Raw genomic sequence first — 22007 nt, forward strand, 5'->3', positions numbered from 1 at the left:
CCAGGGTGAAGAGCTGGGCATGACCAACGTGAAGTTCGATTCGATTGAGGATTACCGCGATGGTGACTCGATCCGCTTCTACGAGGACATGCACGTTGACCACAAGCGTCTGAGCCACGAAGAGGCGATGCAGGCGATTTACATTAAGGGCCGCGATAACGCTCGTACCCCGGTTCAGTGGGATGCCTCCGCTAACGGTGGTTTCAGCCCCGAGGGTGTAACCCCGTGGATTGCTGTGAACCCGAACTACCCGGCGATTAATGCTGAGGCTGTTCTGGCTGATGAGGATTCGATTTTCTACCACTACCAGCAGCTGGTGGCTCTGCGCCGCGGCAAGCTGAAGGACCTGATGGTTTACGCAGCCTTCGCTCCGGTGGATTCGGTTCAGGTTCCGCACAACGAGGATGAGGCTGTGTACGCGTACACCCGTACCGGTGGTGCGGATGGCAGCCCCGCGAATGAGTCTTTGCTGGTTGTTTCGAACTTCACCGCCGAGGAGCAGGAGCGCGACTTCGCTGTGCTTTCTGAGGCTCGTGAGGCTGGTGCTCGTGTTGAGCTGGTGAGCTCAAACTACAAGGACGACGCGGGTTCGACTCTGCGCCCCTACGAGGCGAAGGTGTACCACATCGTTCGCTAAGCGCTGTAGCTCGTTGAGTGCTACCGCGTGCCGATAAGGTGATAGACAGCAGAAGGAGGGTGAGGCTTATGCCCCGCCCTCCTTTTGTGTTGTCTCCTTTATGGTCCAGGCGTGCTTTCTTGGCTCTGCTTAGCTGGAGGCTCTGCTCAACTGGAGAAGACGAGCTGTAGGATTGGCACGGCGAGGGCTATCATTCCTACGCTGACGACGGCCCCGGAGGCGATAATGGGTGCGGCTGTTCCTTCGTGCCGGTAGTGGGTTTCCAGAATGACGATATTAGCTGCTGGCGGCAGCACTCCGAGAACAAAAAGTACCTGTGGGTGCGCCAGTAGCTGATTGAGGTGCACTCCGGTGTGCGTATGCATCCAGTATGCAGCGGTGAGTATGCCGACGCTGTAGACGCTCACGAGCACGACACGCAGTAGCGCCCACCGGACGGCTTGTTTGAGGTCGGTTCGGTGCAGGCGGGCGGTGCTCAGCCACATGCCTAGCACCATGAGCCCTACGAAGCTGAAGACCCAGGTGATGAGCCGGTAGATACCGGCGGCGTGGGTGTTAAGGAGCGGTCCGGCGGGCAGGCATATCAGCCCGATTGCTACGGCGATAATGGGGCGGTTCGTGAGCAGGGACCGCAGTACTGCACCGACGGCAGCTTTGTGTGTGACAGCTTTTCGGGTGGGCTTGACTCGGCTATTCGTGAGTTCCTCTGTGTTGGTTTCTCTGCGCATGAGTGAGGTGCCGAGGATATTACCCATGACGGAGTTGCCGATATACGCGCCGACGTATAGGCGTACGGCTTCCTCGCCCCAGAAGCTGGCAACTACGGGGATTCCGAAGATTCCAGCGTTGAGGTAAACGAGGGCGAGCCGCTGCACCGGGTCGTTCGTGAAGAAGGCGGCGCAGCGTACTAGAAGCGCCATGAGCACCATGGTGGAGGCTGCCATGAAGAAGAGTTCGGGGCGGCTGGTGGCGACGATGTAAACGATGACGGTGGGGATAATCCAGCGGGTCAGCAGCGCGGAGGCGCTTTCTTTCAGACGGTTGCCCCAGTGCTCGGGTAGCAACATTGCGAGTCCGAAGCCTACCCCTAAGTAGAGGAGTGGGAGGATCATTCCCATGCTTGTTCCTTTCGCTGTTGCTGTGTCTGTGCCGTTGTTTTACGGCTAAGGTCCCTGTCTAATAACCCTACACTGAACCTTCAGGTTGAGGTTTATTGATTTTTTGTTGTATTTTTCGAAATTTTCGCGTCATATTGCATCTTATTCGCTGATGCTCTCGTTTTTTATACGGTTCGCTTCTAATCTTGAAATATAGAGAGAATATATTTTCCACCACATTCTTTCGTTCTATCACAGACACTCATTTCTTACGAGATGAGGAACTAGGCTGTTTCTTCTCCCGTAAGGCTAAATATGCAGGAGCCCGCAATGCAACAACCGTATCAATCTCCCCCTCCCGAATCCGGTGGCGTCCCCCAGCAATCTGCAAAGCGTCCTGCGCAGGCTTCTAGCCAGCATGCTGATGCGCATATTCCGCAGCGCTCTTCTGCTCTGCTTACTGCCCCTGCTACAGCTTCTATAGCCGCTGTACCCGCCTCTGAGGGCCCTGAGCAGACCTTTAGGGTGACTCACCCGGTGTTGAGTGTTATCTCGTGGCTGATTGCGGCTGCGAGCGCTGTGTGGCTTGTCATTCTGGGCGTCTCATTGGTGTTGAATGTCGCGTCGGGAGTGAGCCATGATTCTGAGTTTATGATGCTGACCTACGGCGTGTATATGGCGTGCGCGTTTGGGTTCTGCTGTTTTGGTACGTTTTTTGCTCTGCATTTTGGGTTGGGGTCGAGCGCTCATTGGCGTGATTCGATTCGTCACCCGCATCACCCGCATTAAAGGTTTTTCTTTTCCCCGTGTGGTTTTGTGGAGAGTTTTTAGTTCTTTTATTTGAACTCTCGTTTTAAATATTTTGGTGTTTTTCTTTAAAATTCATGCGAAAAATCTAGGCTACGGAGTATTTTCAGAAACGCTCATATGAAAGAAGCCGCCCGGCGCATCACAGCAGGATGCACCGGGCGGCTCCTTACGGGGCTTCAGCCATCTTAGGTTGCACACTCAAAGGGGTTCAGGAGCCGAACATGCAGACGCTCAAAATCTTTGACATTGCGCGTTACGAGAGTAAGACCATGAGTCAAAGCAGTTGCAGCGATCCATGCGTCGTTCTCCGGCGCTTTATCCGGCACGTGAAGCCCTGCACAACAATCAGCTACAGCTCCGTCAATGACAAGAGTTCGTTTCTGAAATTTCTCTCGAACTGCCAAAAACCACTCACGCAGATAAGCACCTTGTATCGGATCTTTACGCTCCATAGCAAGCACACCGCGTTCTAGTTCCATTAGGGTCACGACGCTAATATAGAGTGGCTTTTCTGAATAACGGCGAAACCACGACTCAAAAACAGGGTCAGCCTTACCGCGTGAGAGCTTCCACAACTCAGAAATAATATTGGTATCAAGCAGGTACATCGTTGTCCCCTAGAACTCTACAATGGGGCGCTGATGTGCGGAACGTTCTGCCGTGGGGAATTCTTCGGGCAGGTCCATACCTTCAGCAGGTTGAGGGTAGTTTACAAAGAAGTCGTAGAGGGAGGTTCCCTCATTCTGGTTGCGTGAGTATTCTTCGTAGGTCATGAGGACATACGTAGGTTCACCACGCTTTGTAATAATTACGGGTGAATGTTGTGCCTGTTTTTGGGCTTTGGCGAGATTTTGGTTGAACTCGCGGCTGGTCATAACGGTCATAATTTCCCCCTTGCTGCTCACGACATGAAAACATAAATAATGTAACTACGTAGCTACATTATATTTTCCTTTCAGTACTACGACAACCCCTCCATCTTCAGACCCGCTATATATCGTTAGGAAGATACGAAGAAGCCGCCCGGCGCATCACAGCAGGATGCACCGGGCGGCTCCTTCACAGGCTCCCAGCTACAAAGCTAGGTAGCCCACAGCGGGATTACTCCCACTCAATGGTTCCCGGGGGCTTGGAGGTAACGTCCAGCACCACTCGGTTAACGTCCTTGACCTCGTTCGTAATACGGTTCGAGATCTTAGCCAGCAGGTCGTACGGCAGGCGCGACCAGTCAGCGGTCATTGCGTCTTCCGAAGAGACCGGGCGCAGAACAATCGGGTGGCCGTAAGTACGGCCGTCACCCTGAACGCCCACGGAGCGAACGCCAGCCAGCAGAACCACGGGGCACTGCCAGATGTGCTCGTCCTGACCTGCTGCGGTCAGCTCTTCACGCACGATAGCGTCAGCGGCACGCAGGGTGTCCAGGTTCTCGCGGTTAACCTCACCGACAATGCGGATGCCCAGTCCGGGGCCGGGGAACGGCTGACGTGCCACGATCTTCTCGGGAACGCCGAGCTCACGACCGATAGCGCGAACCTCGTCCTTGAACAGGGTGCGCAGCGGCTCAACCAGTTCGAAGGTCAGGTCGTCGGGAAGGCCGCCCACGTTGTGGTGGCTCTTAATGTTTGCGGTGCCGTCGCCGCCGCCGGACTCAACAACGTCCGGGTACAGGGTGCCCTGGACCAGGAACTTGATGTCTGCGCCCTCTTCGCCCGCTTCAGCGATCAGCTTGCGCTGTGCCTCTTCGAAGGAGCGGATGAACTCGCGGCCGATAGCCTTACGCTTCGCCTCAGGCTCGGTGATGCCATCGAGTGCGGAGAGGAAACGCTCCGACTCGTCGATGGTGATGACCTTGATACCCATGGATGCTGCGTAGTCCTGCTCGACCTGTTCGCGCTCGCCTTCACGGAGCAGACCGTGGTCGATGAAGAAGCAGGTGAGCTGGTCGCCAACAGCCTTGTGCACGAGTGCTGCTGCCACGGAGGAGTCAACGCCGCCGGAGAGCGCGCAGATGACGCGGTCGCTACCGACCTGCTCGCGGATCTTTGCGACCTGCTCTTCGATGATGTTGTTAGTGGACCAGGTGGGCTTCAGGCCTGCCACATTATAGAGGAAGTTCTCCAGGGCGACCTGGCCGTAGTCGGAGTGCTTCACCTCGGGGTGCCACTGCACGCCGCCGAGCTTGCGGGATTCGTCCACGAATGCTGCCACGGATGCGCCGGGGGTCTTAGCCAGCACCTCGAAGCCTTCGGGGGCTTCGGTCACGGAGTCACCGTGAGACATCCACACGTTCTGGGTGGTGGGGGTGCCGGTGAGGAAGGAGGAGTTCTCAGCGCAGACCACAGCGTCGGTTGCGCCGTATTCGCGCAGACCGGTCTGGGCGACGGTGCCGCCGAGGGTCTGAGCCATCACCTGGAAGCCGTAGCAGATACCGAAGATCGGCACGCCAGCTTCGAACAGGGCTTTGTCGCCCTTGGGTGCGCCATCGGCGTAGACCGAGGAGGGGCCACCGGAGAGCACAATAGCTGCCGGGTTCTTGGCGAGCATCTTCTCGGTGCTCATGGAGTGGGGGACGATTTCGGAGTAGATGCCGGCTTCACGCACGCGACGAGCAATGAGCTGCGCGTACTGTGCACCGTAATCTACCACCAGGACGGGACGCTCTTCGAGCTGGTCCAGGTTCACAGAGTTGGTCACGAAAATTACCTCAACGTGTTGGTACTAATCCGCGCACTTGCGCGGGGATATATCTATTTTACGCTATCGCGTTGTGGGGTTGAATGCCCGCGGCGCGGGAACTATTCCGCACTTTGCCGGTCATTCCACCGCATCAAGACAGCGATATAAGAAAGCACCGCCCGGCAACGGAGTTAACGTCTCCATAGCCAGGCGGTACATTATAAAAACAATTCTCTTCGTTTATCCCTTGAACTGAGACATATCAATACGCCGGTCGCAGAAGTCAGCCACCGCATCGCTGTGCGTAGCAATAATGGCACAGGCCCCAGCGTTCACCATCTCCCGCAGAATATCAAGTACCTGCGCCTCATTCTCGGCATCCAGGGCACCAGTCGGCTCATCCGCCAGAATCAGGGACGGTTGCTTCAACATAAGCCCAGCAAGCGCCACGCGCTGTTGCTCACCACCCGAGAGTTGGTAGATAAGAGACTTCTCTCGCCCAGACAAACCGACCCGCTTGAGGACGGACTCTAGCTCTTTACGGCTCGGGCGCTGCGAACGCGGCATAACCGCGAGCGGTCCGAGGACATTCTTTTCAACGCTCTCCCCTTCTACCAGGGCATAGTTCTGGAAGAGATATCCTAGACTATCACGGCGGAAATGACGGCGGGTTCGCGAGGATGAGCCGCTCAACATTGTTCCTTGGAAGGTATATTCTCCTTCGGTAAAGTCGGTCAGGGTCCCTAGACAGTTAAGGAGAGTGGTTTTTCCACTTCCGGAGGCACCAGTTAGGGCTAGCATCTGTCCTGGGGCTACGACAATGTGGACATCAGCAAAAATAGGATGCCCTGCAATACGCACAGACCCTCCGCTTACGGTCAGCAGATTTTCTGTTTTTAAGATGGACGCCATCAGTACATTTCCTTTCGCGCATGATTGGCAACTGCAACTCGGTAGCCTCTGCCAAAGGCCAATAAACTCATACCAATCGACACAATAACGGTGGACGTGAAGAGTACCGTTGCCAGCACTGCAATAACAGATGCAGTCTCAGCCCCAGCATTGAGATACTGCTCGTGGGCCAAGCTCGTTAGTTGGAGAACCCCATAGCTAATGACAAGAGTCGTTAAAACCGCCTCCCCAATGAGAACCCCACGGAAAGTCTGGGTCGGATGCATACCGTAGGTAAAGGAACGAGCAATACGCTGCTGATGTTCTGCGCAGTACACGCGTGCGTACTCCAGAAGGGTCACAAGACACAAAACGGAAAGGATAATGAGCGCATACAAGCTAATGCGTTGTTCGCTCTGCATCCTGCTTGTGAGACTAAAATATTTTTCACTCACCGGCAGAATTTCACCTACATAGCTTCGAGCCGCACTACCCTCAAGAGATTCGAGAGCTTTTTGCCGATCCTTAATGAATGCCCCGTTCTGGCTGAAGGCAGCAACGAGCATCTCCATTCTGTCGGTCAGCACAGTTTTCGGGACATACACAATAATGGGGTTCTGTACAAAGTAGTTAGCTTTGGTACCGTCACCATATGTGTAGGAGCTCGTTACAGTCTCATATGCTCTCAATTCCGAAAGCTCAGCTCGTGGAGCTTCTAAATTGTTCGAGGGAGAAGAGCTATCAGCCGAGTCAAAGGCACTAGAGGCAAGGCGCCTTATATCATCGGTGTGCTTTTCCAATTCCTGGGGATAGTAGACGCTAAGACCGCTACGACTTTCCAGGTCTTCAAGAGGAGGTAAGCCTGCTGGCAGGGATTCAGGATTACTATCCAGGTATTCACGATTCACGTACAGAAAGGTGCGACCCAAGCTCTGATCAGGTTTCAGAGAGTCTGATTCATTCTTTCCGGCTCTATAAGCTTCAATCGATTCATCGGATGTATAGACAGGGTTCTCCGCACTAGCGAGGATGACATTATCAGATTCTACTTGTTCTTTACTCCAGCCCTGAAGGTTCTGGATGTCACTAGCCTTATACCGGAAACCATTAAAGGACACACTATATCCGCTACTCTGAAGCACCGCGGGGCGGGCTTGATTGAGTGCATGGACTTGCTGAGTCGTGTAAGCCAAAGTGATTAGAGTAGCAACAACAAGGATGAGCGCCAAAGAGCGGCACGCCCAGCTAGCCGCATAGGTAATACGCGTGGGTACCTTTCCTTTAAGGGCTTGTCCAATAGGTATAGCTACAGTAAATACACAAGCCACATAATGCAGCAGAAGCATAAGGCCCAACATCCAGCACAACAGAATAAGCTGAACTTTCAGTGTCAAGGCCGCAAAAGCCCACGAATTGTACAGAGCGAGGAATGCATAGAAAAGGGCGTAGAGGCCCAGAATTCCGCCAAGAATAGCAGGCCCTGATTCTAGCAGCTGTGCACTGTAGACACGGTTTAGGGATGCACCATGCAGACGCAGGCGCGCGCTTTTTTTCGTCTGCCGGAATACGGCACCAATCAGAGCCGTACTAAGGGCTAGGCATGTTGCGATAAAGGCATACCCGCCTGGGGTTCCCATGTAGTACCCTGTAATGCTTCGGAGATTGAGAACATCGTATTCCGTTACATGCGCACCATTTTCACGCAGGGTAGTGAGCAACTGGGCACGTTGCTGGTCACTACCGCCATAAAGGTTGTAGAGACCTCGAGCTTCTACAACCTTGCCCGGATTAAGCCTTTTGACCTCAACGCGGTCTTCAGGAGCATAGGAAGGGTATCCCGTTTGCTCCCACCTACGTACAGTATTTTCGGCACCACAGAATTCGAGTACGATACCGTGCCGAGTATCTGACACGTCAAGGGTGCGACGAGCTATAGCGATGCTGTTCTTCTCCGCTTCCTGACACATATTCTCCAGAAATTTGCGAGTATCTACGCCTTCACTGATAGAAGGAATCTGGAGGTTACGGGTATGCCCAAGAGACATCTCCGAGTTGATACTCAGAAGCATGAAGAAGGGGAACACGATGGAGGCGAGGGTCGCCCATAGATAAACTGAGGTGAGGACCGATACATACCGGCCAAATCGGAATCGGCACTTAAGCATGGGGATTCGTTTCTGTCATATGGGCGGGCCGCCTGATAGATTCGCTCAGACGGCCCGCCAAATATTTTGCATATTAGCTTCCTGCATCATCTGCAGGACCATATTGCTAGTACGCTATAAAATATTCAACGTGCTTATTTCTAATAATGGTTGTTATAGTAAGCTTCGTTAGTGTGGTTCCAGGAACGAGCAGACGAAGCCCTAGCCGTGGTAAAGGGCTTCTTACATCCGGAGTAAACCCAGTCCCTTCCCCAAACGGTTGCGCTATGCCATTCTTCTTTGTGGTAATAACGAGACCACACGCCCCAGATAGACGAACCATAGTCCCAAGTACCACCACGCACATCAACAACAGTCGCCGCAGCCGGGACAGTTGCGACAGGAGCGGCGGTCAGCGCCGTCGCGCTCAATGCGATAGCGGCAAGAACCTTCTTAACAGGGGTAGCGATGATACCCATTTCTAATCTCCTTCAATAGGTATATCCATATGGTATTGAACTTACACTTTTGCATAAGTTCTTCCTGAGAATATAGACCTTAGCCATCGCTCTCACTAGATACACTACAGTGAAAATATAACCCCCGACACTATAAAATGAGAAGGTTTCACAACGTGGCATAAATTTCATTATTCCAAAGATAGTGACTCGCGCCCTATCCAAAAGAACACCTCAAAGCAATACCGCCCGGTAGCCGGAGGGATAAACCCATCAGCCACCGGGCGGTGATTCATGAAGCTACATTAGCCGCGGTACGCGGGGACCACGGTCAGGTCAGCCTTCTGGAACTTCTTCAGATCCAGGTAACCGCAGTTAGCCATTGCGCGCTTGAGCGCACCGACAATGTTGCTGGTGCCGTTCACGTGGTGCGAAGGACCGTACAGGACTTCCTCCAGGGAGCCGACAACACCCAGCGGGGTGCGCACGCCGCGCGGGAAGTCCAGCGAGTGCGCCTCGTTGCCCCAGTACCAGCCCTGGCCGGGAGCCTCGGATGCGCGAGCCAGCGGAGCACCCAGCATGACAGCGTCAGCGCCCAGTGCGAGAGCCTTCACCATGTCGCCGGAGCGGCCCAGGGAGCCGTCAGCAATCACGTGCACGTAGCGGCCGCCGGACTCATCCAGGTAGTCCGAACGTGCCGCAGCCACGTCGGCGATAGCGGTTGCCATGGGTGCGGAGATGCCCAGGCCCTGGCGGGTGGTCTGTGCGGAACCGCCGCCGAAGCCCACCAGCACGCCGGCTGCGCCGGTACGCATCAGGTGCTTAGCCTGCGAGTAGCCAGCAACGCCACCAACGATGACCGGAACGTCCAGCTCGTAGATGAACTTCTTCAGGTTCAGCGGCTCGTGCGAGGTGGAAATATGCTCAGCAGAGACGGACGCGCCACGGATGACGAACAGCTCAACGCCCGCCTTCACCACGGTCTCGTAGTGCTCCTGGGTGTTCTGCGGGCTCAGGGAGCCTGCAACGACCACGCCGGAGTCACGAATCTCTTCCAGGCGTGCAGTGATCAGTTCCGGCTTAATCGGCTCGGAGTAAATCTGCTGCATGCGGGTGGTTGCGGAGGCGGGGTCCGCCTCGGGCAGCTCAACAATCTCGTCGAGCAGCGGCTGCGGGTCCTCGTAGCGGGTCCACAGACCCTCGAGGTTCAGCACGCCCAGGCCACCCAGCTTACCCAGTGCAATGGCGGTCGCCGGGGACATGACCGAGTCCATGGGCGCACCAATGATGGGGGTGTCGAACTTGAAGGCGTCAATCTGCCAGGAGGTGTCGACGTCGCGGCGGTCGCGGGTACGGCGGGTGGGCACCAGCGCCACATCGTCCAGGGAGTAGGTGGGGCGGGCGTTCTTGGAGAGGCCAATCTGAATTTCAGACATGGGGTGAATCCTTTCGAATTCGGTTTGAGGGGTGCCGCTGGGCGTTATTCGCGCCGATGCCCGCCCGATACCTGAACGGTTATGGGGCGGGCTCAACGGCGCATGGTGTGCACACCATGCGGCGAATCATCGTTGGTGATGCGTTTTAGGCGCGGTAGTTCGGTGCCTCAACGGTCATCATGATGTCGTGCGGGTGCGATTCCTTCAGACCTGCGGGGGTGATGCGCACAAACTGACCCTTGTGCTTGAGCTCCTCGATGGTGCGGGAACCGACGTAGAACATGGTCTGGCGCAGGCCGCCTTCGAGCTGGTGAATCACTGCGGAGAGCGGGCCGCGGAAGGGAACCTGACCCTCAATGCCCTCGGGGATCAGCTTCTCTTCGCTGGAGACGTCAGCCTGGAAGTAGCGGTCCTTGGAGAAGGACTTGTGACGGCCACGAGTCTGCATCGCGCCGAGCGAACCCATGCCGCGGTATGCCTTGTACTGCTTACCGTTCATGAAGATCAGCTCACCGGGGGACTCGGTGGTGCCGGCAAGCAGGGAGCCGAGCATCACGGAGTCAGCGCCGGCAACCAGTGCCTTGCCAATCTCGCCGGAGTGCTGCATACCGCCGTCAGCAATCAGCGGCACACCTGCCGGGATAGCTGCCTTAGCGGACTCGTTGATAGCGGTCACCTGGGGAACACCAACACCGGCGATGATGCGGGTGGTGCAGATGGAGCCGGGGCCAACGCCAACCTTCACGCCGTCAGCGCCAGCGTCGATGATAGCCTGTGCGCCCAGGCGGGTTGCAGCCTGGCCACCGATGACGTCCACGTGTGCTGCGGCGGGGTCCTTCTTCAGGCGGGCAATCATGTCGAGCACGCCCTGGGAGTGACCGTTTGCGGTGTCCACGAACAGTGCGTCGACGCCAGCCTCGACCAGGGTCATTGCGCGCTCGTAGCCGTCACCGAAGAAGCCGATAGCGGCGCCGGCACGCAGGCGGCCGTCCTCGTCCTTGGTGGCGTTGGGGTACTGCTCAGTCTTGACGAAGTCCTTGAGGGTAATCAGACCGGCGAGCTTGCCTGCGTCGTCGACCAGGGGCAGACGCTCAATCTTGTTGTGGGACAGCAGCGCGAATGCTTCGTCCTTGGTGACGCTGGGGTGTGCGGTGACCAGCGGCATGGGGGTCATGATGTCGCGAACGCGAATGCCGTCGTAGTCGGAGCGGGAGATGTAGCGGATATCGCGGTTGGTGATGATGCCTTCCAACACGCCCTCTTCGCTGACGACGGGCAGACCGGAGACCTTGTAGTAGCCGCAGACCTCATCGTACTCGGCGATGGTTGCGTCAGCGCCGATGGTGACGGGGTTAATGATCATGCCGGACTCGGAGCGCTTCACGCGGTCAACGTGTGCAGCCTGATCCTCGATGGAGAGGTTGCGGTGGATAACGCCCATACCGCCCAGACGTGCCATAGCGATTGCCATAGCGGAGTCGGTCACGGTGTCCATTGCCGCGGAAATAATGGGGGTGTTCAGGGTGATGCGCTTGGACAGGCGGGTGGAGGTGTCCGCATCGGAGGGGATGACGTCGGTGTTGCCGGGCAGCAGCAGCACGTCATCGTAGGTCAGGCCGGTGAAGCCGAAGGGATCCTCGGACAGAGCGGTGGGAATGGTCATTGTCTACCTTTCGGATGCTGGCTTCATCGGTGAGAAGCTCAGCCTATACGTTGCGTATGTCAAGATGCGGTACGACCCGTCTGCTCGCACCCCACAAGGTGGTTTGAGCGCAAACGGGAGCAGCTTACCTTCTATAGTAAACCGCTAGAGGTTTCTTTGCTGAGAAGCACTCAGAGTAAGCATTCCTCAGCGGGAGGCTGTCGGCAGGTTCTAACGCCCCCGCGAACGCGAGCGCATCCGAGCCTACCGACAGCGAGTGCCCGGTACCGCCTCCATGGTGGAGGGGCGGCACCGGGCACACACACTATTTAGGCTTCTTCAGTTTCTTCGGGCTTCTCAACCACCAGGGTCTCGGTGGTCAGCACCAGAGCCGCGATGGAGGATGCGTTCTGCAGAGCCGAACGGGTCACCTTCACCGGGTCAATCACGCCGGCTTCGATGAGGTCCACGTACTCGCCGGTCTTGGCGTTGAAGCCGTGGCCCACGGGCAGCTCGGAGACCTTGGAGACGATGACGTAGCCGTCTTCGCCCGCGTTCTCAGCGATCCAGCGCAGCGGCTGAACCAGGGCACGGCGAACAATCTGTACACCCACGTTTGCGTCGTGGTTGCCCAGGTCCATGCCGTCCAGTGCCTTCAGCGCGTGAACCAGTGCGGAACCGCCACCGGAGACGATGCCCTCTTCCAGGGCTGCACGGGTGGAGGACACAGCATCCTCGATGCGGTGCTTGCGTTCCTTCGCCTCAACCTCGGTTGCGGCACCGACCTTGATGACGCCCACGCCACCGGCGAGCTTAGCCAGGCGCTCCTTGAGCTTCTCGCGGTCCCATTCGGAATCCACACGCTCAATTTCACGGCGCAGCTGCTGCACGCGGTCCTCGATTGCCTCGGGGTCGCCGCCACCGTCCACGATGGTGGTGTGGGACTTGGTGACGGTCACGCGGCGTGCCGAGCCCAGGTGCTCCAGGGTGACCTGCGGCAGGTCAATGCCGAGCTCACCGGTCACGACGGTGCCGCCGGTCAGAATTGCCAAATCCTGCATGATTGCCTTGCGGCGGTCACCGAAACCGGGAGCCTTCAGAGCGACCACATTGATGGTGCCGCGCAGCTTGTTCACGACCAGTGCGGAGAGCGCCTCACCGTCAACGTCTTCTGCGATGATGGTCAGCGGCTTCTTCGCCTGAACGATCTTCTCGAGCACGGGCATGATTTCTGCGATGGTGGAAATCTTGCCCTGGTAGAGCAGCACGAGGCTGTTCTCCAGCACTGCTTCGCCGCGCTCAGCGTCGGTGACGAAGGAGGGCGAGAGGTAGCCTTTGTCGAACTGCATACCTTCGGTGATGTCCAGTTCGATTTCGGTGGAGGAGCCGTCTTCGATGGTGATGACGCCGTCCTGGCCGACCTTCTCGAAGGCGCGAGCCAGCAGCTCACCGATCTGCTCGGACTGGGCGGAGATAGCGGCAACGTGCGCCACCTCGGGGCCCTGCACGGGGCGTGCGTTCTCGAGCAGGCGTGCGGAGACAGCCTCCACAGCAGCCTCAATGCCGCGCTTGACGTCGGCGGGTGCCGCGCCGCTGGTGACGTTGCGCAGGCCCTCGTTGACCAGTGCCTGTGCGAGCACGGTTGCGGTGGTGGTACCGTCACCGGCTACGTCGTTGGTCTTGGTGGCGACTTCCTTCGCCAGCTGGGCGCCCAGGTTCTCGTACGGGTCGTCCAGTTCAATTTCGCGGGCAATGGACACGCCGTCGTTGGTGATGACGGGCGCACCCCACTGCTTGTCGAGCACAACGTTGCGCCCGCGCGGGCCGAGGGTTACCTTGACCGCGTTTGCCAGCTTATCGACGCCGGCCTGCAGGGACTTGCGGGCTGCATCGTTGAATTCAAGCTGCTTAGCCATGTGTTCGCTACTCCTAGTGCGTCACAGAAAGGAAATTTTGAGGGGCAGATGATAGCTCATGCGCCGTACCGGATGAGCGGTACGGCGCATGAGCATCTGAAAGTATTAGTCGACGATTGCCAGAACGTCGCGCGCGGAGAGAATCAGGTACTCTTCGCCCTGGTACTTGACCTCGGTGCCACCGTAGCGGGAGAACACGACAACGTCGCCTTCCTTGATGTCTACGGGAATGCGGTTGCCCTTCTCATCCACGCGGCCCGGGCCAACGGCGACAACGCGTGCTTCCTGCGGCTTTTCCTTCGCAGTTTCGGGGATGACCAGACCGGATGCGGTGGTCTGCTCAGCCTGCTCGATCTTGATAACGACGCGGTCTTCCAGGGGCTTGATAGCCATAATCGGTTCCTCCGGGTTGTGGATTTACGTTTGATGCGAGACAGCGGCGCAGTGGCGCGCCCGATGACTGTCTCGAGTGCTACCTCAACTCTAGTTTCACCTGTGCTTTCGGTCAAGAAAAGCACCCCTCTGCCGGGGTGTTTCACCGCAAGGCGAACGCTGAGCAAAAAGCTGGGCAAATCGGGCTCCCCACCTCTCAAAACCGGCACCCCGTAAAATGAGGAGCATGCCTATTCCCGCATCCCCTTTTACACCCGCCGCCGAGCTTCCGTTCAGCGCCGAAGCACTCGCGGCAGCCGACGAGCTCTACCCGCTGGGTTCAGATACGCTCAGCGCCGTTACTTCTTTGCGTTCGCGAGGTTTTAGCCCCGAGGAGTCTGCACAGATTATTTCGCTGGCGCAGGCTCGTACCCGTGCGCGCGCCAAGTTCGGCGAGCGCACCCGCACGCTCATGCTGACTCAGGAGGCGGCGGAACAGGCGACCCGCCCGGTGATTGCGCACTATCGTACTCAGCGTCTGCGCCCGGTTGCCGGCACGGTGGCTGATTTGGGTTGCGGTATCGCGTCGGATTCTGCCGTGTATGCGGCCGATCGCGGTGCCGTGGTTGCGGTGGAGTTGGACCCGTTGACGGCTTCTTTTGCGGCGAAGAACCTTGAGTTTTGCCCGCAGGCGCGCGTGTATTCGGGGGATGTTACCGATTATGTGCACGGTGAACTTCTGGACGCTGCCGGTGAGCCGGTGGGCATTGTGTGGATGGACCCGGCGCGCCGCGAGTTGCGGGGTGCGAAGAAGGCCCAGACGGAGCGCCTTTTTGATCCGGAGGCGTTCTCTCCCCCGTTCTCATTCGTGCTGAATCTGGCGCGTACGGGTGTGCCGATGGGCGTGAAGTTGGGCCCCGGTTTTCCTCATGAGGGCATCCCCTCGCCCGAAGATATTGCGTCGGAGGCGAACCCCAACCCGCGCGTTGAGGCGGAGTGGATCCAGTCGGAGGGATCCCTCGCCGAGTTGGTGCTCTGGTTTAACGCACTGGCTCAGGAGGGGGTGGCTCGCACGGCAACCTCTGTGCGCGAGTGGCCTGCGGAAGAGGCTGCCCCTAATGAAGGATCAACCGAAGGCTCAACCAAAACCGGCGCCCTACTGCCTCCCTACGAGGCGGTGAGCTTCCGCAGCCCCTTGACGGCGGAAGAGGCGGAGCAGAGTGTTGACGTTCCGGTGTCCCTGCCGCAGCCGGGTGAATACCTGCTGGAGCCTGCCCCGGCGATTGTGCGCTCGCATCTGGTCGCTGAGTTTGCGCAGAGTATTGGCGCGCACCTGCTGGATGAGCACCTGGCGTACCTGTGTTCTGCCGAGCCGGTGGAGCATCCGTTGGTTGCCTGCTACGAGGTGCTGGAGGAGATTCCCCTGCAGGAGAAGCAGCTGAAGCGTTGGGTGCGTGAGCAGGGCTTTACGGCGCTGACGATTAAGAAGCGTGGCGTGGACATTGTTCCGGAGCAGTTGCGTGCGCGCCTGCTGGGTTCGGCGGGTTCTAAGCCTTCCAAGAAGAAACAGAAAAAGAACGTTAATTCTTCTTCGGGTGCGCAGGCGGGTACTCAGGAGTCCTCGTACCGCCCAGCGACGCTGGTCTTTACCCGCATCGGTTCGGGTAGGGATTCACGCCGCGTCGGCTGGCATGTGCGCCCGCTCTAACCTCGCCAGCCCCGGCCACCCATCCCTAACTACCCAGCACTGACGGCCCAGACCCGACTGCCCAGACCCGAGGACGGGTTACCGTTCGTGACGATTCATGACGTTTCCCGTTCCGGATTCTGCACTCGACAGGGCACCGGGCACCGCAAGACCGTACACTAGATACGGTGCCTAGTAGAGGTACTCCCCCGCAAAAGCCGGCTCCCACCGGCTAGCGCACAGCCGGGTAGAGCCCACCGATAATAACTTCCATAGTCGGCACCATGCACGACCCTATTTCCAGACGCAGGAAAGGCAATATGATTGACTTTGCTACCTCCCCGCAGTCCACTCTCGGCGTGGAATGGGAGATTGCGCTCATCGACCGTGAAAGCGGTGCCCTGACCCAGCGCGCCAGCGAGGTGCTATCCATCCTGCGCGAGCGCCGCCCCGAACTGCTTGAGCCCGCCTCCAACCGGGCGCATGTGACCGGCGAGTTTCTGGAGAACACCGTCGAGGTGGTGACCGGCATCTGCCGCACCGTCGCTGAGGCGTGCCGTCAGCTGCAGGATTTAACGGATACTCTGCGCGACATCACCGATGACCTGGGCATTGAGTTCTACCCCGCCGGCACTCACCCCTTCTCCCACTGGGCTGACCAGCCGGTTGTGGCGAAGGAACGCTACCAGCGCGTGGTCGAGCGCGCCCAGTATTGGGGCCGCCACATGGTCATTTACGGTGTGCACGTACACGTGGGCGTTGACTCCCGCGATAAGGTTCTGCCGCTTATTGACGCGCTGACCAACTACGGACCGCATCTGCTGGCGCTTTCGTGCTCTTCCCCGTACTGGGATGGAGTCGATACCGGTTACGCTTCGCACCGCACCCAGCTTTACCAGCAGCTGCCCACGAACGGCCTGCCCTTCCACTTTGACACCTGGGAGCAGTACAGCGAGTACCTGGAGTCACTCGTGGCGACCGACGTGATCAACGACCCGAGCGAGGACCGTTGGGATGTTCGCCCGGTTCCGCGTTACGGCACTATTGAGATGCGCTATTGCGATGGCCTCGCGTCCCTGCCGGATGTTGCGGCGATCGTGGCGTTCACGCAGTGCCTGGTGGAGTACTTCTCCCGCCAGATTGAGGCGGGTGAAAGCGTTGAGGTGCTCGCCCCCTGGCACGCGCAGGAGAATAAGTGGCGCGTTGCCCGCTACGGCCTGGAGGCTAAGATCGTGGTCTCTAACGAGCCGGTGCAGCGTACCCTGCGTGAAGATTTTGAGCTGCTTCTGCCCAAGCTGGAGCCGGTGGCACGCGACCTTGACTGCGAGGTAGAGCTGGCACAGGTACGCCGCATCCTCGCCGAGGGTACGGGTGCTGATCGTCAGCGTGCGGTCTTTGAGAAGACCGGCTCTCTGCGTGAGGTGGCGCTGGATGTTGCTGCGCAGTCTCGTGCGCGAGCGTTGCGTTAGAGCCCCCCCGCAGCTAAAGTTTGAATACAGAAAATGCCTCGGCGCAGTCCTTTGCGAGACTGTGCCGAGGCATTTCTATGAGCATTCTCGAGGCGAGCCGCATCAACGGGCTCGCGCTAATAATCCCTGCGGAAGTAACTATTTCAGAGGTAGCCTGTTTAGAAACAGACCGTGGTCACCGGCAGAGAGGAGTCCGTCGTGAAGTCCACGCCCGAGGGCTCACGACCGGCAGCGACCAGGCGGGCACCCAGCGCCGCAACCATCGCGCCGTTATCGGTGCACAGGGTGAACTTCGGGATAATCAGACGCACCCCCTCGGAGGCGCATCGGGCGGAAAGCAGCTCACGCAGGCGCGAGTTAGCCGCCACGCCGCCACCGAGCAGCAGGGTCTTCATGCCCTGCTCGCGGCAGGCAAGCATCGCCTTCTTGGTGATAACGTCCACGACCGCCTCCTGGAAGGACGCGGCAATATCGGCAACCGGGACCTCTTCACCGGCTGCTTCAAAGCTTTCGATCACGCGCGCCACGGCGGTCTTCAGGCCGGAGAAGGAGAAATCGTAGCGGTGTGCGCCGGGCTCCTCGGCGGTGCCCATGAACTTGCGGTTCGACAGGCCGCGCGGGAACACGAAGGCGTTGCGGTTGCCATCAGCGGCGGCGCGGTCAATCGCGGGGCCGCCCGGGTAGTCCAGGCCGAGCAGTCGGGCGACCTTGTCGTAGGCCTCGCCTGCGGCATCGTCGAGGGTCGCGCCGAGCAGACGCACATCGGAGGTAATATCGCGCACCTGCAGGATTTCGGTATGACCGCCAGAGACTAGTAGCGCACCCAGGCCACCGGATCCGGCATTCGCCAGCAGGTCGGAGCCGTCTTCGGTGCCGTTGTCCTCCAGCAGGCCAACGCCAACGTGTGCGACCAGGTGGTTAATGCCGTAGAGGGGCTTGCCGGTGGCAATAGCGAGCGCCTTCGCCGCGGAGACACCGACCATGAGTGCGCCCGCCAGGCCGGGGCCGGCGGTGACGGCGATAGCGTCCACCTGATCGAGGGTGATGTCCGCTTCGGCGAGTGCCGCCTTGAGGGCGGGGATCATGGCGTCCAGGTGAGCGCGGGAGGCGATTTCGGGGATCACGCCGCCAAAGCGTACGTGCTCTTCCATGGAGGAGGAGATGGTGTTGCTGAGCAGCTGTGCACCGCGCACGATGCCGATACCGGTCTCATCGCAGGAGGATTCGATGCCCAGAACGAGGGGTTCGCGAGTGCTCATAGTCTATCTTTCTGTTGCGCTGTCTGCGCGTAGTGCTTCTAGTTGCAGTGAGGTAAGGATGCCGTGGCGTAGGGATGCTGTGGCGTAGAGGGCAAGTGTAGAGAGCGGCGAATGCTCGCCCCTATTGAGGGGATTGCCGTTTAGCCCAACGGACTATTTAGAACGTACATTCCATAATGATGGCGTCGGTCCCGTCATCGTAGTAGCCGCGGCGTACGTGAATCGCACGGTAGCCGTTGCGTTCGTAGAGGCGCTGAGCGCGCGGGTTGTCGGCACGCACCTCCAGCAGGATGCGCTCGGCACCCTGCTCGCGGGCACGCTCGTGCATCTGCTCAAGCATGGCGCGGCCGAAGCCGTGGCCCTCGTACTCGGGGAGCACTCCGATGGTTTGAACGTCGGCAGTGTCGGCTACGACCATGGTTCCGCAGTAGCCGATGGCACGCCAGCCGCTCTCGTCGCTTTCCGGGTTCTCCACCGGTAGCTCGAGCATGTAGTAGGTGCGGGTCGGGTGGGTCAGCTCTTCGAGGAACATGTCGATGTGCCAGGCGTCTGCGGGGAACAGGGTGGTTTCCATGCGGTGCATGGCCTGCACATCGGCAAGTTCGGCAACGCGCAGGCGGGCGCCCAGTGCCAGATTATTCAGTGCCAGGTTATTCAGCGCCAGGTCGTCTCGCACGATATTGTCGGTAGCGCTCATTTAGCTCTCCTTCTGTGCGGCAGTCTGCGCAGCCTGTGCGGCCTGCTTCTGCTGGCGGGCGAGCATTGCGGCGGGGACCTTTGCGTCTGAGTCGCGCAGGTACTGGGCGGAGGTGTCCTCGCTCAGGTTCTCGATGCCCAGGCGCGCCGCGGCGGCAACCAGGTACTCGGCGTGGGGGTGAACCTCGCGGGCAGAATCAACGATGGTCCAGCCGTGCTCTTCGAGAGCCTCGGTGTACAGGCCAGCACCGTAACCGTAAGCGTAGGCGGGAGCCCCACCGGGCAGAATTTCGGAGGCGGGGCATACGTTCGGGCCGTCCACCAGGCTGTAGCCTTCGGCGTTCACGCGGTAGCGGGCGGAGTAGACTTCGCGGCGGCGCGCGTCGGAGAGTACGAGCAGCTCAGCACCTTCTACAAGCTCAGCACTTTCAGCAGAGGCGAACGCTCGTTCTACGTTCTCTTCCCCGGCAGTATCCTCGGCAGCCGCACCAGACACAGCACGCTCAGCCAGCGCGGTCAGGCTCATCATGCCGTACACCGGCACCGACCAGGCAAAACCCAGAGCGCGCGCAGTAACGATACCGGCGCGAAGGCCCGTAAAAGGTCCCGGACCGGTACCGGTCAGAATTGCATCCAAATCTTCGCCGCGCACGCCAGCGTCCTGCAGGGCCGCCTGCGCGTAGGGACCCATCACCTCGGCGTGGGAGCGGGTATCTTCACTCTCGTAGCGGGCGAGGATTTCGAAGGACGCACCGGCTTCGGAGCCGTGCACACGGGCGAGCGCCACAGATGCGGTGGCGGATGAATCAAGGGCAAGTACTAGCACCCTATCATTCTAACGCGCGGGCTCTAGGCGCTCTGCAGGGCCTCTTTCAGAGCGTCAAAAGCGTGCTCCCAGCGAGGGCCGAAGGCGCGCACCCGCAGCAGGCGAGGCTCGGGGGTGTCCGCATCCTCGTCGCTTTCGTCCTCGTCTTCATCGTCCCAGCTGAACTCTTCGGCACCCGAGTAGGCGAAGCGTGCATCCGCGCCGGTCAGACGGGTGAAGTCCAGCTCCAGGCGGGAATCGCTCAGGTGCTCAGCCTTATCGCGACCCCACTCGATGACGGTCACCGAGCGCGGCAGGGAGAACTCCAGATCCAGGTCGTCGAGCTCTTCGGCGCTGGAGAGGCGGTAGGCGTCCACGTGCACCAGGTCGGGGCCGCCGGGGCGGGGGCCGTCCGGCAGGTTCGGGTGCACGCGCGAGAGCACGAAGGTCGGTGAGATAACGCCTTCACGCACGCCCAGGCCTTCACCCAGGGAGCGGGTGAACGTGGTCTTACCCGCGCCGAGCTCGCCCGAGAGCAACAGTACGTCCCCGGCGTTCAGGTGCTGCGCCAGGGTGAGCGCCAGGCGGCGGGTATGGTCGGGGCCGGTCACATCCAGGTCGAGTGCGGCAGAAATATACTCAGAGCTCATTAGCCCTCCTGCTCCTGCCCGGTACCCCACAGCTCGTTCAGCTCAGCTTCAACCCAGGAGCCGCCAACATAGAGGCGCTCCACGCGGGACGAAATGCGGGTCACGATTTCGTAGTTAATGGTCTGCGCGGCATCCGCCCACTCTTCCACGGGCGGGTTCTCACCGGCACCAAAAAGGATGGCGGGCGCCCCCAGGTAGCCCAGGGCGGGGTCACTCAGACCGGGTTCGCCCAGGTCAACGACCATCTGGTCCATGGCGATGCGGCCGACCACGCGGTAGGTCTTACCTTCCGCACTGTTAGGCACGGAGCCGTTCTCCGCGTTCTGCGCGCCCGGGTAGATGCGCACCGGCGCGTTCTCCGCAATGCGCGGCACGCCGTCAGCGTAGCCGAGCGGCACCAGCGCCAGGGTGGTTGCTTTGGGAGTGTGGTAGCGCAGACCGTAGGAAACGCCCTGACCTGCAGGAACTTCCTTCACGGCGGCAATGTAGCTGCTCACCGTCATGACGGGCCTCAACCCCAGGTCCTCAGCGGTCACCTCCGGCAGCGGGGAAAGACCGTACAGCGCCAAACCGCAACGCACGCCGTCACCGAGCAGACGCTCCTCCGTGTCCCAGCCCTCCAGCGAGGCGGTCAGGGTCGCCGGGGAGTTCGCCAAATGCACGATCTTCGGGGCCAGACCAGCCTCACGAGCCTGAGCCACAAAAGTATCCAGGGTGTCGAGCTGCTGAGCAGTCTCGGCGCGGGCCGGCTCATCAGCAACCGCCAGGTGGCTAAAAATACCCTCAACCGTAATCAGCCCAGACTCCTCCAGACAGGCGGCGCGAGCCACCAGCGCAGGCCAATCCGCCGCGGTGGCACCGTTACGACCCAGACCGGTATCAGCCTTCAGATGCACGATAGCGCGCTCGCCGGTGCGTTCAGCGGCGGCGGCTACCGCCTCCAGGTCCCAACCGGAAACACCCAGACGGATCTTCTCCTGCAGAGCCGCCTCAAAATCGGTGGAGGGAGTGTGCAGCCACGCCATGAGCGGCGCCTCAATACCGTCAGCACGCAGTTCCAGCGCCTCGTTCACGTGCACCACACCCAGCAGGTCAGCACCGGCGGCAATAACCGAACGTGCCACCGGGTACGCGCCGTGACCGTACGCATCCGCCTTAATCACGGCAATGAGCATGCGGTCACCAATGAGTTCCTTGAGGCGGCGCACGTTATGTTCCAGCGCGTCAAGGTCAATCGTGGCGCTACGTTCCACCTGGCCGGGAGTGCAGGGCGGGCAGTAAAGCGGTTCGGCAGGCTGCTGAGGGTGAGTCATGGTCCTTCGTTTCTGACGGGCGGGTACTACAGGCTGTGCTTGAGCAGCC

The 22007-nt window shown here is 59.4% G+C and carries 19 protein-coding genes and 1 pseudogene; 4 read left to right on the forward strand and 16 right to left on the reverse strand.

Going from position 1 to position 22007, the window contains the following annotated elements:
* Positions 1 to 637 (forward strand): annotated as a pseudogene (locus HMPREF2842_RS04100) (glucohydrolase); the annotation flags it as partial.
* 276 nt (positions 638 to 913) lie between these two features.
* On the opposite strand, the gene HMPREF2842_RS09410 reads toward HMPREF2842_RS04100, so the two are convergent.
* Positions 914 to 1120 (reverse strand): EspF repeat-containing protein, encoded by a 207-nt coding sequence (locus HMPREF2842_RS09410; RefSeq protein WP_161799347.1) that lies wholly within the window; start codon positions 1118 to 1120, stop codon positions 914 to 916.
* Between the two features lie 929 nt (positions 1121 to 2049).
* Between HMPREF2842_RS09410 and HMPREF2842_RS09175 the strand changes: the two genes are divergently transcribed.
* Complete coding sequence (locus HMPREF2842_RS09175; RefSeq protein WP_141747366.1) at positions 2050 to 2523, forward strand: hypothetical protein; 474 nt, start codon at positions 2050 to 2052, stop codon at positions 2521 to 2523.
* Positions 2524 to 2729: 206 nt separating this feature from the next.
* Here HMPREF2842_RS09175 and HMPREF2842_RS09070 read toward each other — a convergent pair whose 3' ends face one another.
* The 10 genes from HMPREF2842_RS09070 to groES form a co-directional block, all read right to left on the reverse strand.
* On the reverse strand, positions 2730 to 3152 hold the full coding sequence (locus HMPREF2842_RS09070) for a type II toxin-antitoxin system VapC family toxin (protein WP_083301090.1): 423 nt from the start codon (positions 3150 to 3152) through the stop codon (positions 2730 to 2732).
* Positions 3153 to 3161: 9 nt separating this feature from the next.
* Complete coding sequence (locus HMPREF2842_RS04115) at positions 3162 to 3428, reverse strand: type II toxin-antitoxin system Phd/YefM family antitoxin (RefSeq protein WP_070642904.1); 267 nt, start codon at positions 3426 to 3428, stop codon at positions 3162 to 3164.
* Positions 3429 to 3645: 217 nt separating this feature from the next.
* Complete coding sequence (guaA, locus tag HMPREF2842_RS04120) at positions 3646 to 5238, reverse strand: glutamine-hydrolyzing GMP synthase (RefSeq protein WP_005505071.1); 1593 nt, start codon at positions 5236 to 5238, stop codon at positions 3646 to 3648.
* Positions 5239 to 5460: 222 nt separating this feature from the next.
* Positions 5461 to 6132 (reverse strand): ABC transporter ATP-binding protein, encoded by a 672-nt coding sequence (locus HMPREF2842_RS04125; protein WP_083309206.1) that lies wholly within the window; start codon positions 6130 to 6132, stop codon positions 5461 to 5463.
* Entirely contained in the window at positions 6132 to 8180 is a 2049-nt protein-coding gene (locus tag HMPREF2842_RS04130) for a hypothetical protein (protein WP_141752177.1), read from the reverse strand. Before HMPREF2842_RS04130 ends, HMPREF2842_RS04125 begins: the two co-directional genes overlap by 1 nt.
* Positions 8181 to 8416: 236 nt before the next feature.
* Positions 8417 to 8734, reverse strand: a complete 318-nt coding sequence (locus HMPREF2842_RS04135; RefSeq protein WP_083309207.1) for a lactococcin 972 family bacteriocin — start codon at positions 8732 to 8734, stop codon at positions 8417 to 8419.
* 284 nt (positions 8735 to 9018) lie between these two features.
* The gene (locus HMPREF2842_RS04140) at positions 9019 to 10149 is read right to left on the reverse strand and encodes a GuaB3 family IMP dehydrogenase-related protein (RefSeq protein ID WP_005505070.1); all 1131 of its coding nucleotides are present in this window, start codon (positions 10147 to 10149) and stop codon (positions 9019 to 9021) included.
* A 145-nt stretch (positions 10150 to 10294) separates the two neighbouring features.
* A complete protein-coding gene (gene guaB, locus HMPREF2842_RS04145) occupies positions 10295 to 11812 on the reverse strand; it encodes an IMP dehydrogenase (RefSeq protein ID WP_049353339.1) in 1518 nt (505 codons plus the stop codon).
* 308 nt (positions 11813 to 12120) lie between these two features.
* Positions 12121 to 13707, reverse strand: a complete 1587-nt coding sequence (gene groL, locus HMPREF2842_RS04150; protein ID WP_049341811.1) for a chaperonin GroEL — start codon at positions 13705 to 13707, stop codon at positions 12121 to 12123.
* A gap of 105 nt (positions 13708 to 13812) precedes the next feature.
* On the reverse strand, positions 13813 to 14100 hold the full coding sequence (groES, locus tag HMPREF2842_RS04155) for a co-chaperone GroES (protein ID WP_005505066.1): 288 nt from the start codon (positions 14098 to 14100) through the stop codon (positions 13813 to 13815).
* Positions 14101 to 14326: 226 nt separating this feature from the next.
* On the opposite strand from groES, the gene HMPREF2842_RS04160 reads away from it, so the two are divergent.
* The gene (locus tag HMPREF2842_RS04160) at positions 14327 to 15787 is read left to right on the forward strand and encodes a class I SAM-dependent methyltransferase (RefSeq protein ID WP_246823182.1); all 1461 of its coding nucleotides are present in this window, start codon (positions 14327 to 14329) and stop codon (positions 15785 to 15787) included.
* A gap of 299 nt (positions 15788 to 16086) precedes the next feature.
* Complete coding sequence (locus HMPREF2842_RS04165) at positions 16087 to 17235, forward strand: glutamate--cysteine ligase (RefSeq protein WP_070642913.1); 1149 nt, start codon at positions 16087 to 16089, stop codon at positions 17233 to 17235.
* Positions 17236 to 17393: 158 nt separating this feature from the next.
* On the opposite strand, the gene tsaD is transcribed toward HMPREF2842_RS04165, so the two are convergent.
* The 5 genes from tsaD to alr form a co-directional block, all read right to left on the reverse strand.
* Positions 17394 to 18494, reverse strand: coding sequence for a tRNA (adenosine(37)-N6)-threonylcarbamoyltransferase complex transferase subunit TsaD (gene tsaD / locus HMPREF2842_RS04170; protein WP_070642916.1), 1101 nt, complete (start codon positions 18492 to 18494; stop codon positions 17394 to 17396).
* 157 nt (positions 18495 to 18651) lie between these two features.
* On the reverse strand, positions 18652 to 19191 hold the full coding sequence (gene rimI, locus HMPREF2842_RS04175) for a ribosomal protein S18-alanine N-acetyltransferase (protein WP_070642919.1): 540 nt from the start codon (positions 19189 to 19191) through the stop codon (positions 18652 to 18654).
* Positions 19192 to 20016 (reverse strand): tRNA (adenosine(37)-N6)-threonylcarbamoyltransferase complex dimerization subunit type 1 TsaB, encoded by an 825-nt coding sequence (tsaB, locus tag HMPREF2842_RS04180; RefSeq protein ID WP_070642921.1) that lies wholly within the window; start codon positions 20014 to 20016, stop codon positions 19192 to 19194.
* Positions 20017 to 20039: 23 nt separating this feature from the next.
* Positions 20040 to 20645: a tRNA (adenosine(37)-N6)-threonylcarbamoyltransferase complex ATPase subunit type 1 TsaE gene (gene tsaE, locus HMPREF2842_RS04185; protein ID WP_049346431.1), complete on the reverse strand. Its 606-nt coding sequence runs from the start codon at positions 20643 to 20645 to the stop codon at positions 20040 to 20042.
* The gene (gene alr / locus HMPREF2842_RS04190) at positions 20645 to 21958 is read right to left on the reverse strand and encodes an alanine racemase (RefSeq protein WP_070642924.1); all 1314 of its coding nucleotides are present in this window, start codon (positions 21956 to 21958) and stop codon (positions 20645 to 20647) included. The genes tsaE and alr overlap by 1 nt, the downstream gene beginning before the upstream one ends.
* Between the last annotated feature and the right edge of the window lie 49 nt (positions 21959 to 22007).

Origin of the sequence: Rothia sp. HMSC069C10 (assembly GCF_001812205.1) — a bacterium.
Classification (GTDB): Bacteria; Actinomycetota; Actinomycetes; order Actinomycetales; family Micrococcaceae; genus Rothia; species Rothia mucilaginosa.

Excerpts from the sequence above, each read along its gene's own strand:
- HMPREF2842_RS04125 (WP_083309206.1), bottom strand. The coding sequence starts at position 6,132 with ATGGCGTCCATCTTAAAAACAGAAAATCTGCTGACCGTAAGCGGAGGG.
- HMPREF2842_RS04135 (WP_083309207.1), bottom strand. The coding sequence starts at position 8,734 with ATGGGTATCATCGCTACCCCTGTTAAGAAGGTTCTTGCCGCTATCGCA.
- groES (WP_005505066.1), bottom strand. The coding sequence starts at position 14,100 with ATGGCTATCAAGCCCCTGGAAGACCGCGTCGTTATCAAGATCGAGCAG.
- HMPREF2842_RS04140 (WP_005505070.1), bottom strand. The coding sequence starts at position 10,149 with ATGTCTGAAATTCAGATTGGCCTCTCCAAGAACGCCCGCCCCACCTAC.
- HMPREF2842_RS04115 (WP_070642904.1), bottom strand. The coding sequence starts at position 3,428 with ATGACCGTTATGACCAGCCGCGAGTTCAACCAAAATCTCGCCAAAGCC.
- tsaD (WP_070642916.1), bottom strand. The coding sequence starts at position 18,494 with ATGAGCACTCGCGAACCCCTCGTTCTGGGCATCGAATCCTCCTGCGAT.
- HMPREF2842_RS09175 (WP_141747366.1), top strand. The coding sequence starts at position 2,050 with ATGCAGGAGCCCGCAATGCAACAACCGTATCAATCTCCCCCTCCCGAA.
- HMPREF2842_RS04160 (WP_246823182.1), top strand. The coding sequence starts at position 14,327 with ATGCCTATTCCCGCATCCCCTTTTACACCCGCCGCCGAGCTTCCGTTC.
- HMPREF2842_RS04165 (WP_070642913.1), top strand. The coding sequence starts at position 16,087 with ATGATTGACTTTGCTACCTCCCCGCAGTCCACTCTCGGCGTGGAATGG.
- rimI (WP_070642919.1), bottom strand. The coding sequence starts at position 19,191 with ATGAGCGCTACCGACAATATCGTGCGAGACGACCTGGCGCTGAATAAC.
- HMPREF2842_RS04130 (WP_141752177.1), bottom strand. The coding sequence starts at position 8,180 with ATGCTTCTGAGTATCAACTCGGAGATGTCTCTTGGGCATACCCGTAAC.
- HMPREF2842_RS09070 (WP_083301090.1), bottom strand. The coding sequence starts at position 3,152 with ATGTACCTGCTTGATACCAATATTATTTCTGAGTTGTGGAAGCTCTCA.
- groL (WP_049341811.1), bottom strand. The coding sequence starts at position 13,707 with ATGGCTAAGCAGCTTGAATTCAACGATGCAGCCCGCAAGTCCCTGCAG.
- tsaE (WP_049346431.1), bottom strand. The coding sequence starts at position 20,645 with ATGAGCTCTGAGTATATTTCTGCCGCACTCGACCTGGATGTGACCGGC.
- guaB (WP_049353339.1), bottom strand. The coding sequence starts at position 11,812 with ATGACCATTCCCACCGCTCTGTCCGAGGATCCCTTCGGCTTCACCGGC.
- alr (WP_070642924.1), bottom strand. The coding sequence starts at position 21,958 with ATGACTCACCCTCAGCAGCCTGCCGAACCGCTTTACTGCCCGCCCTGC.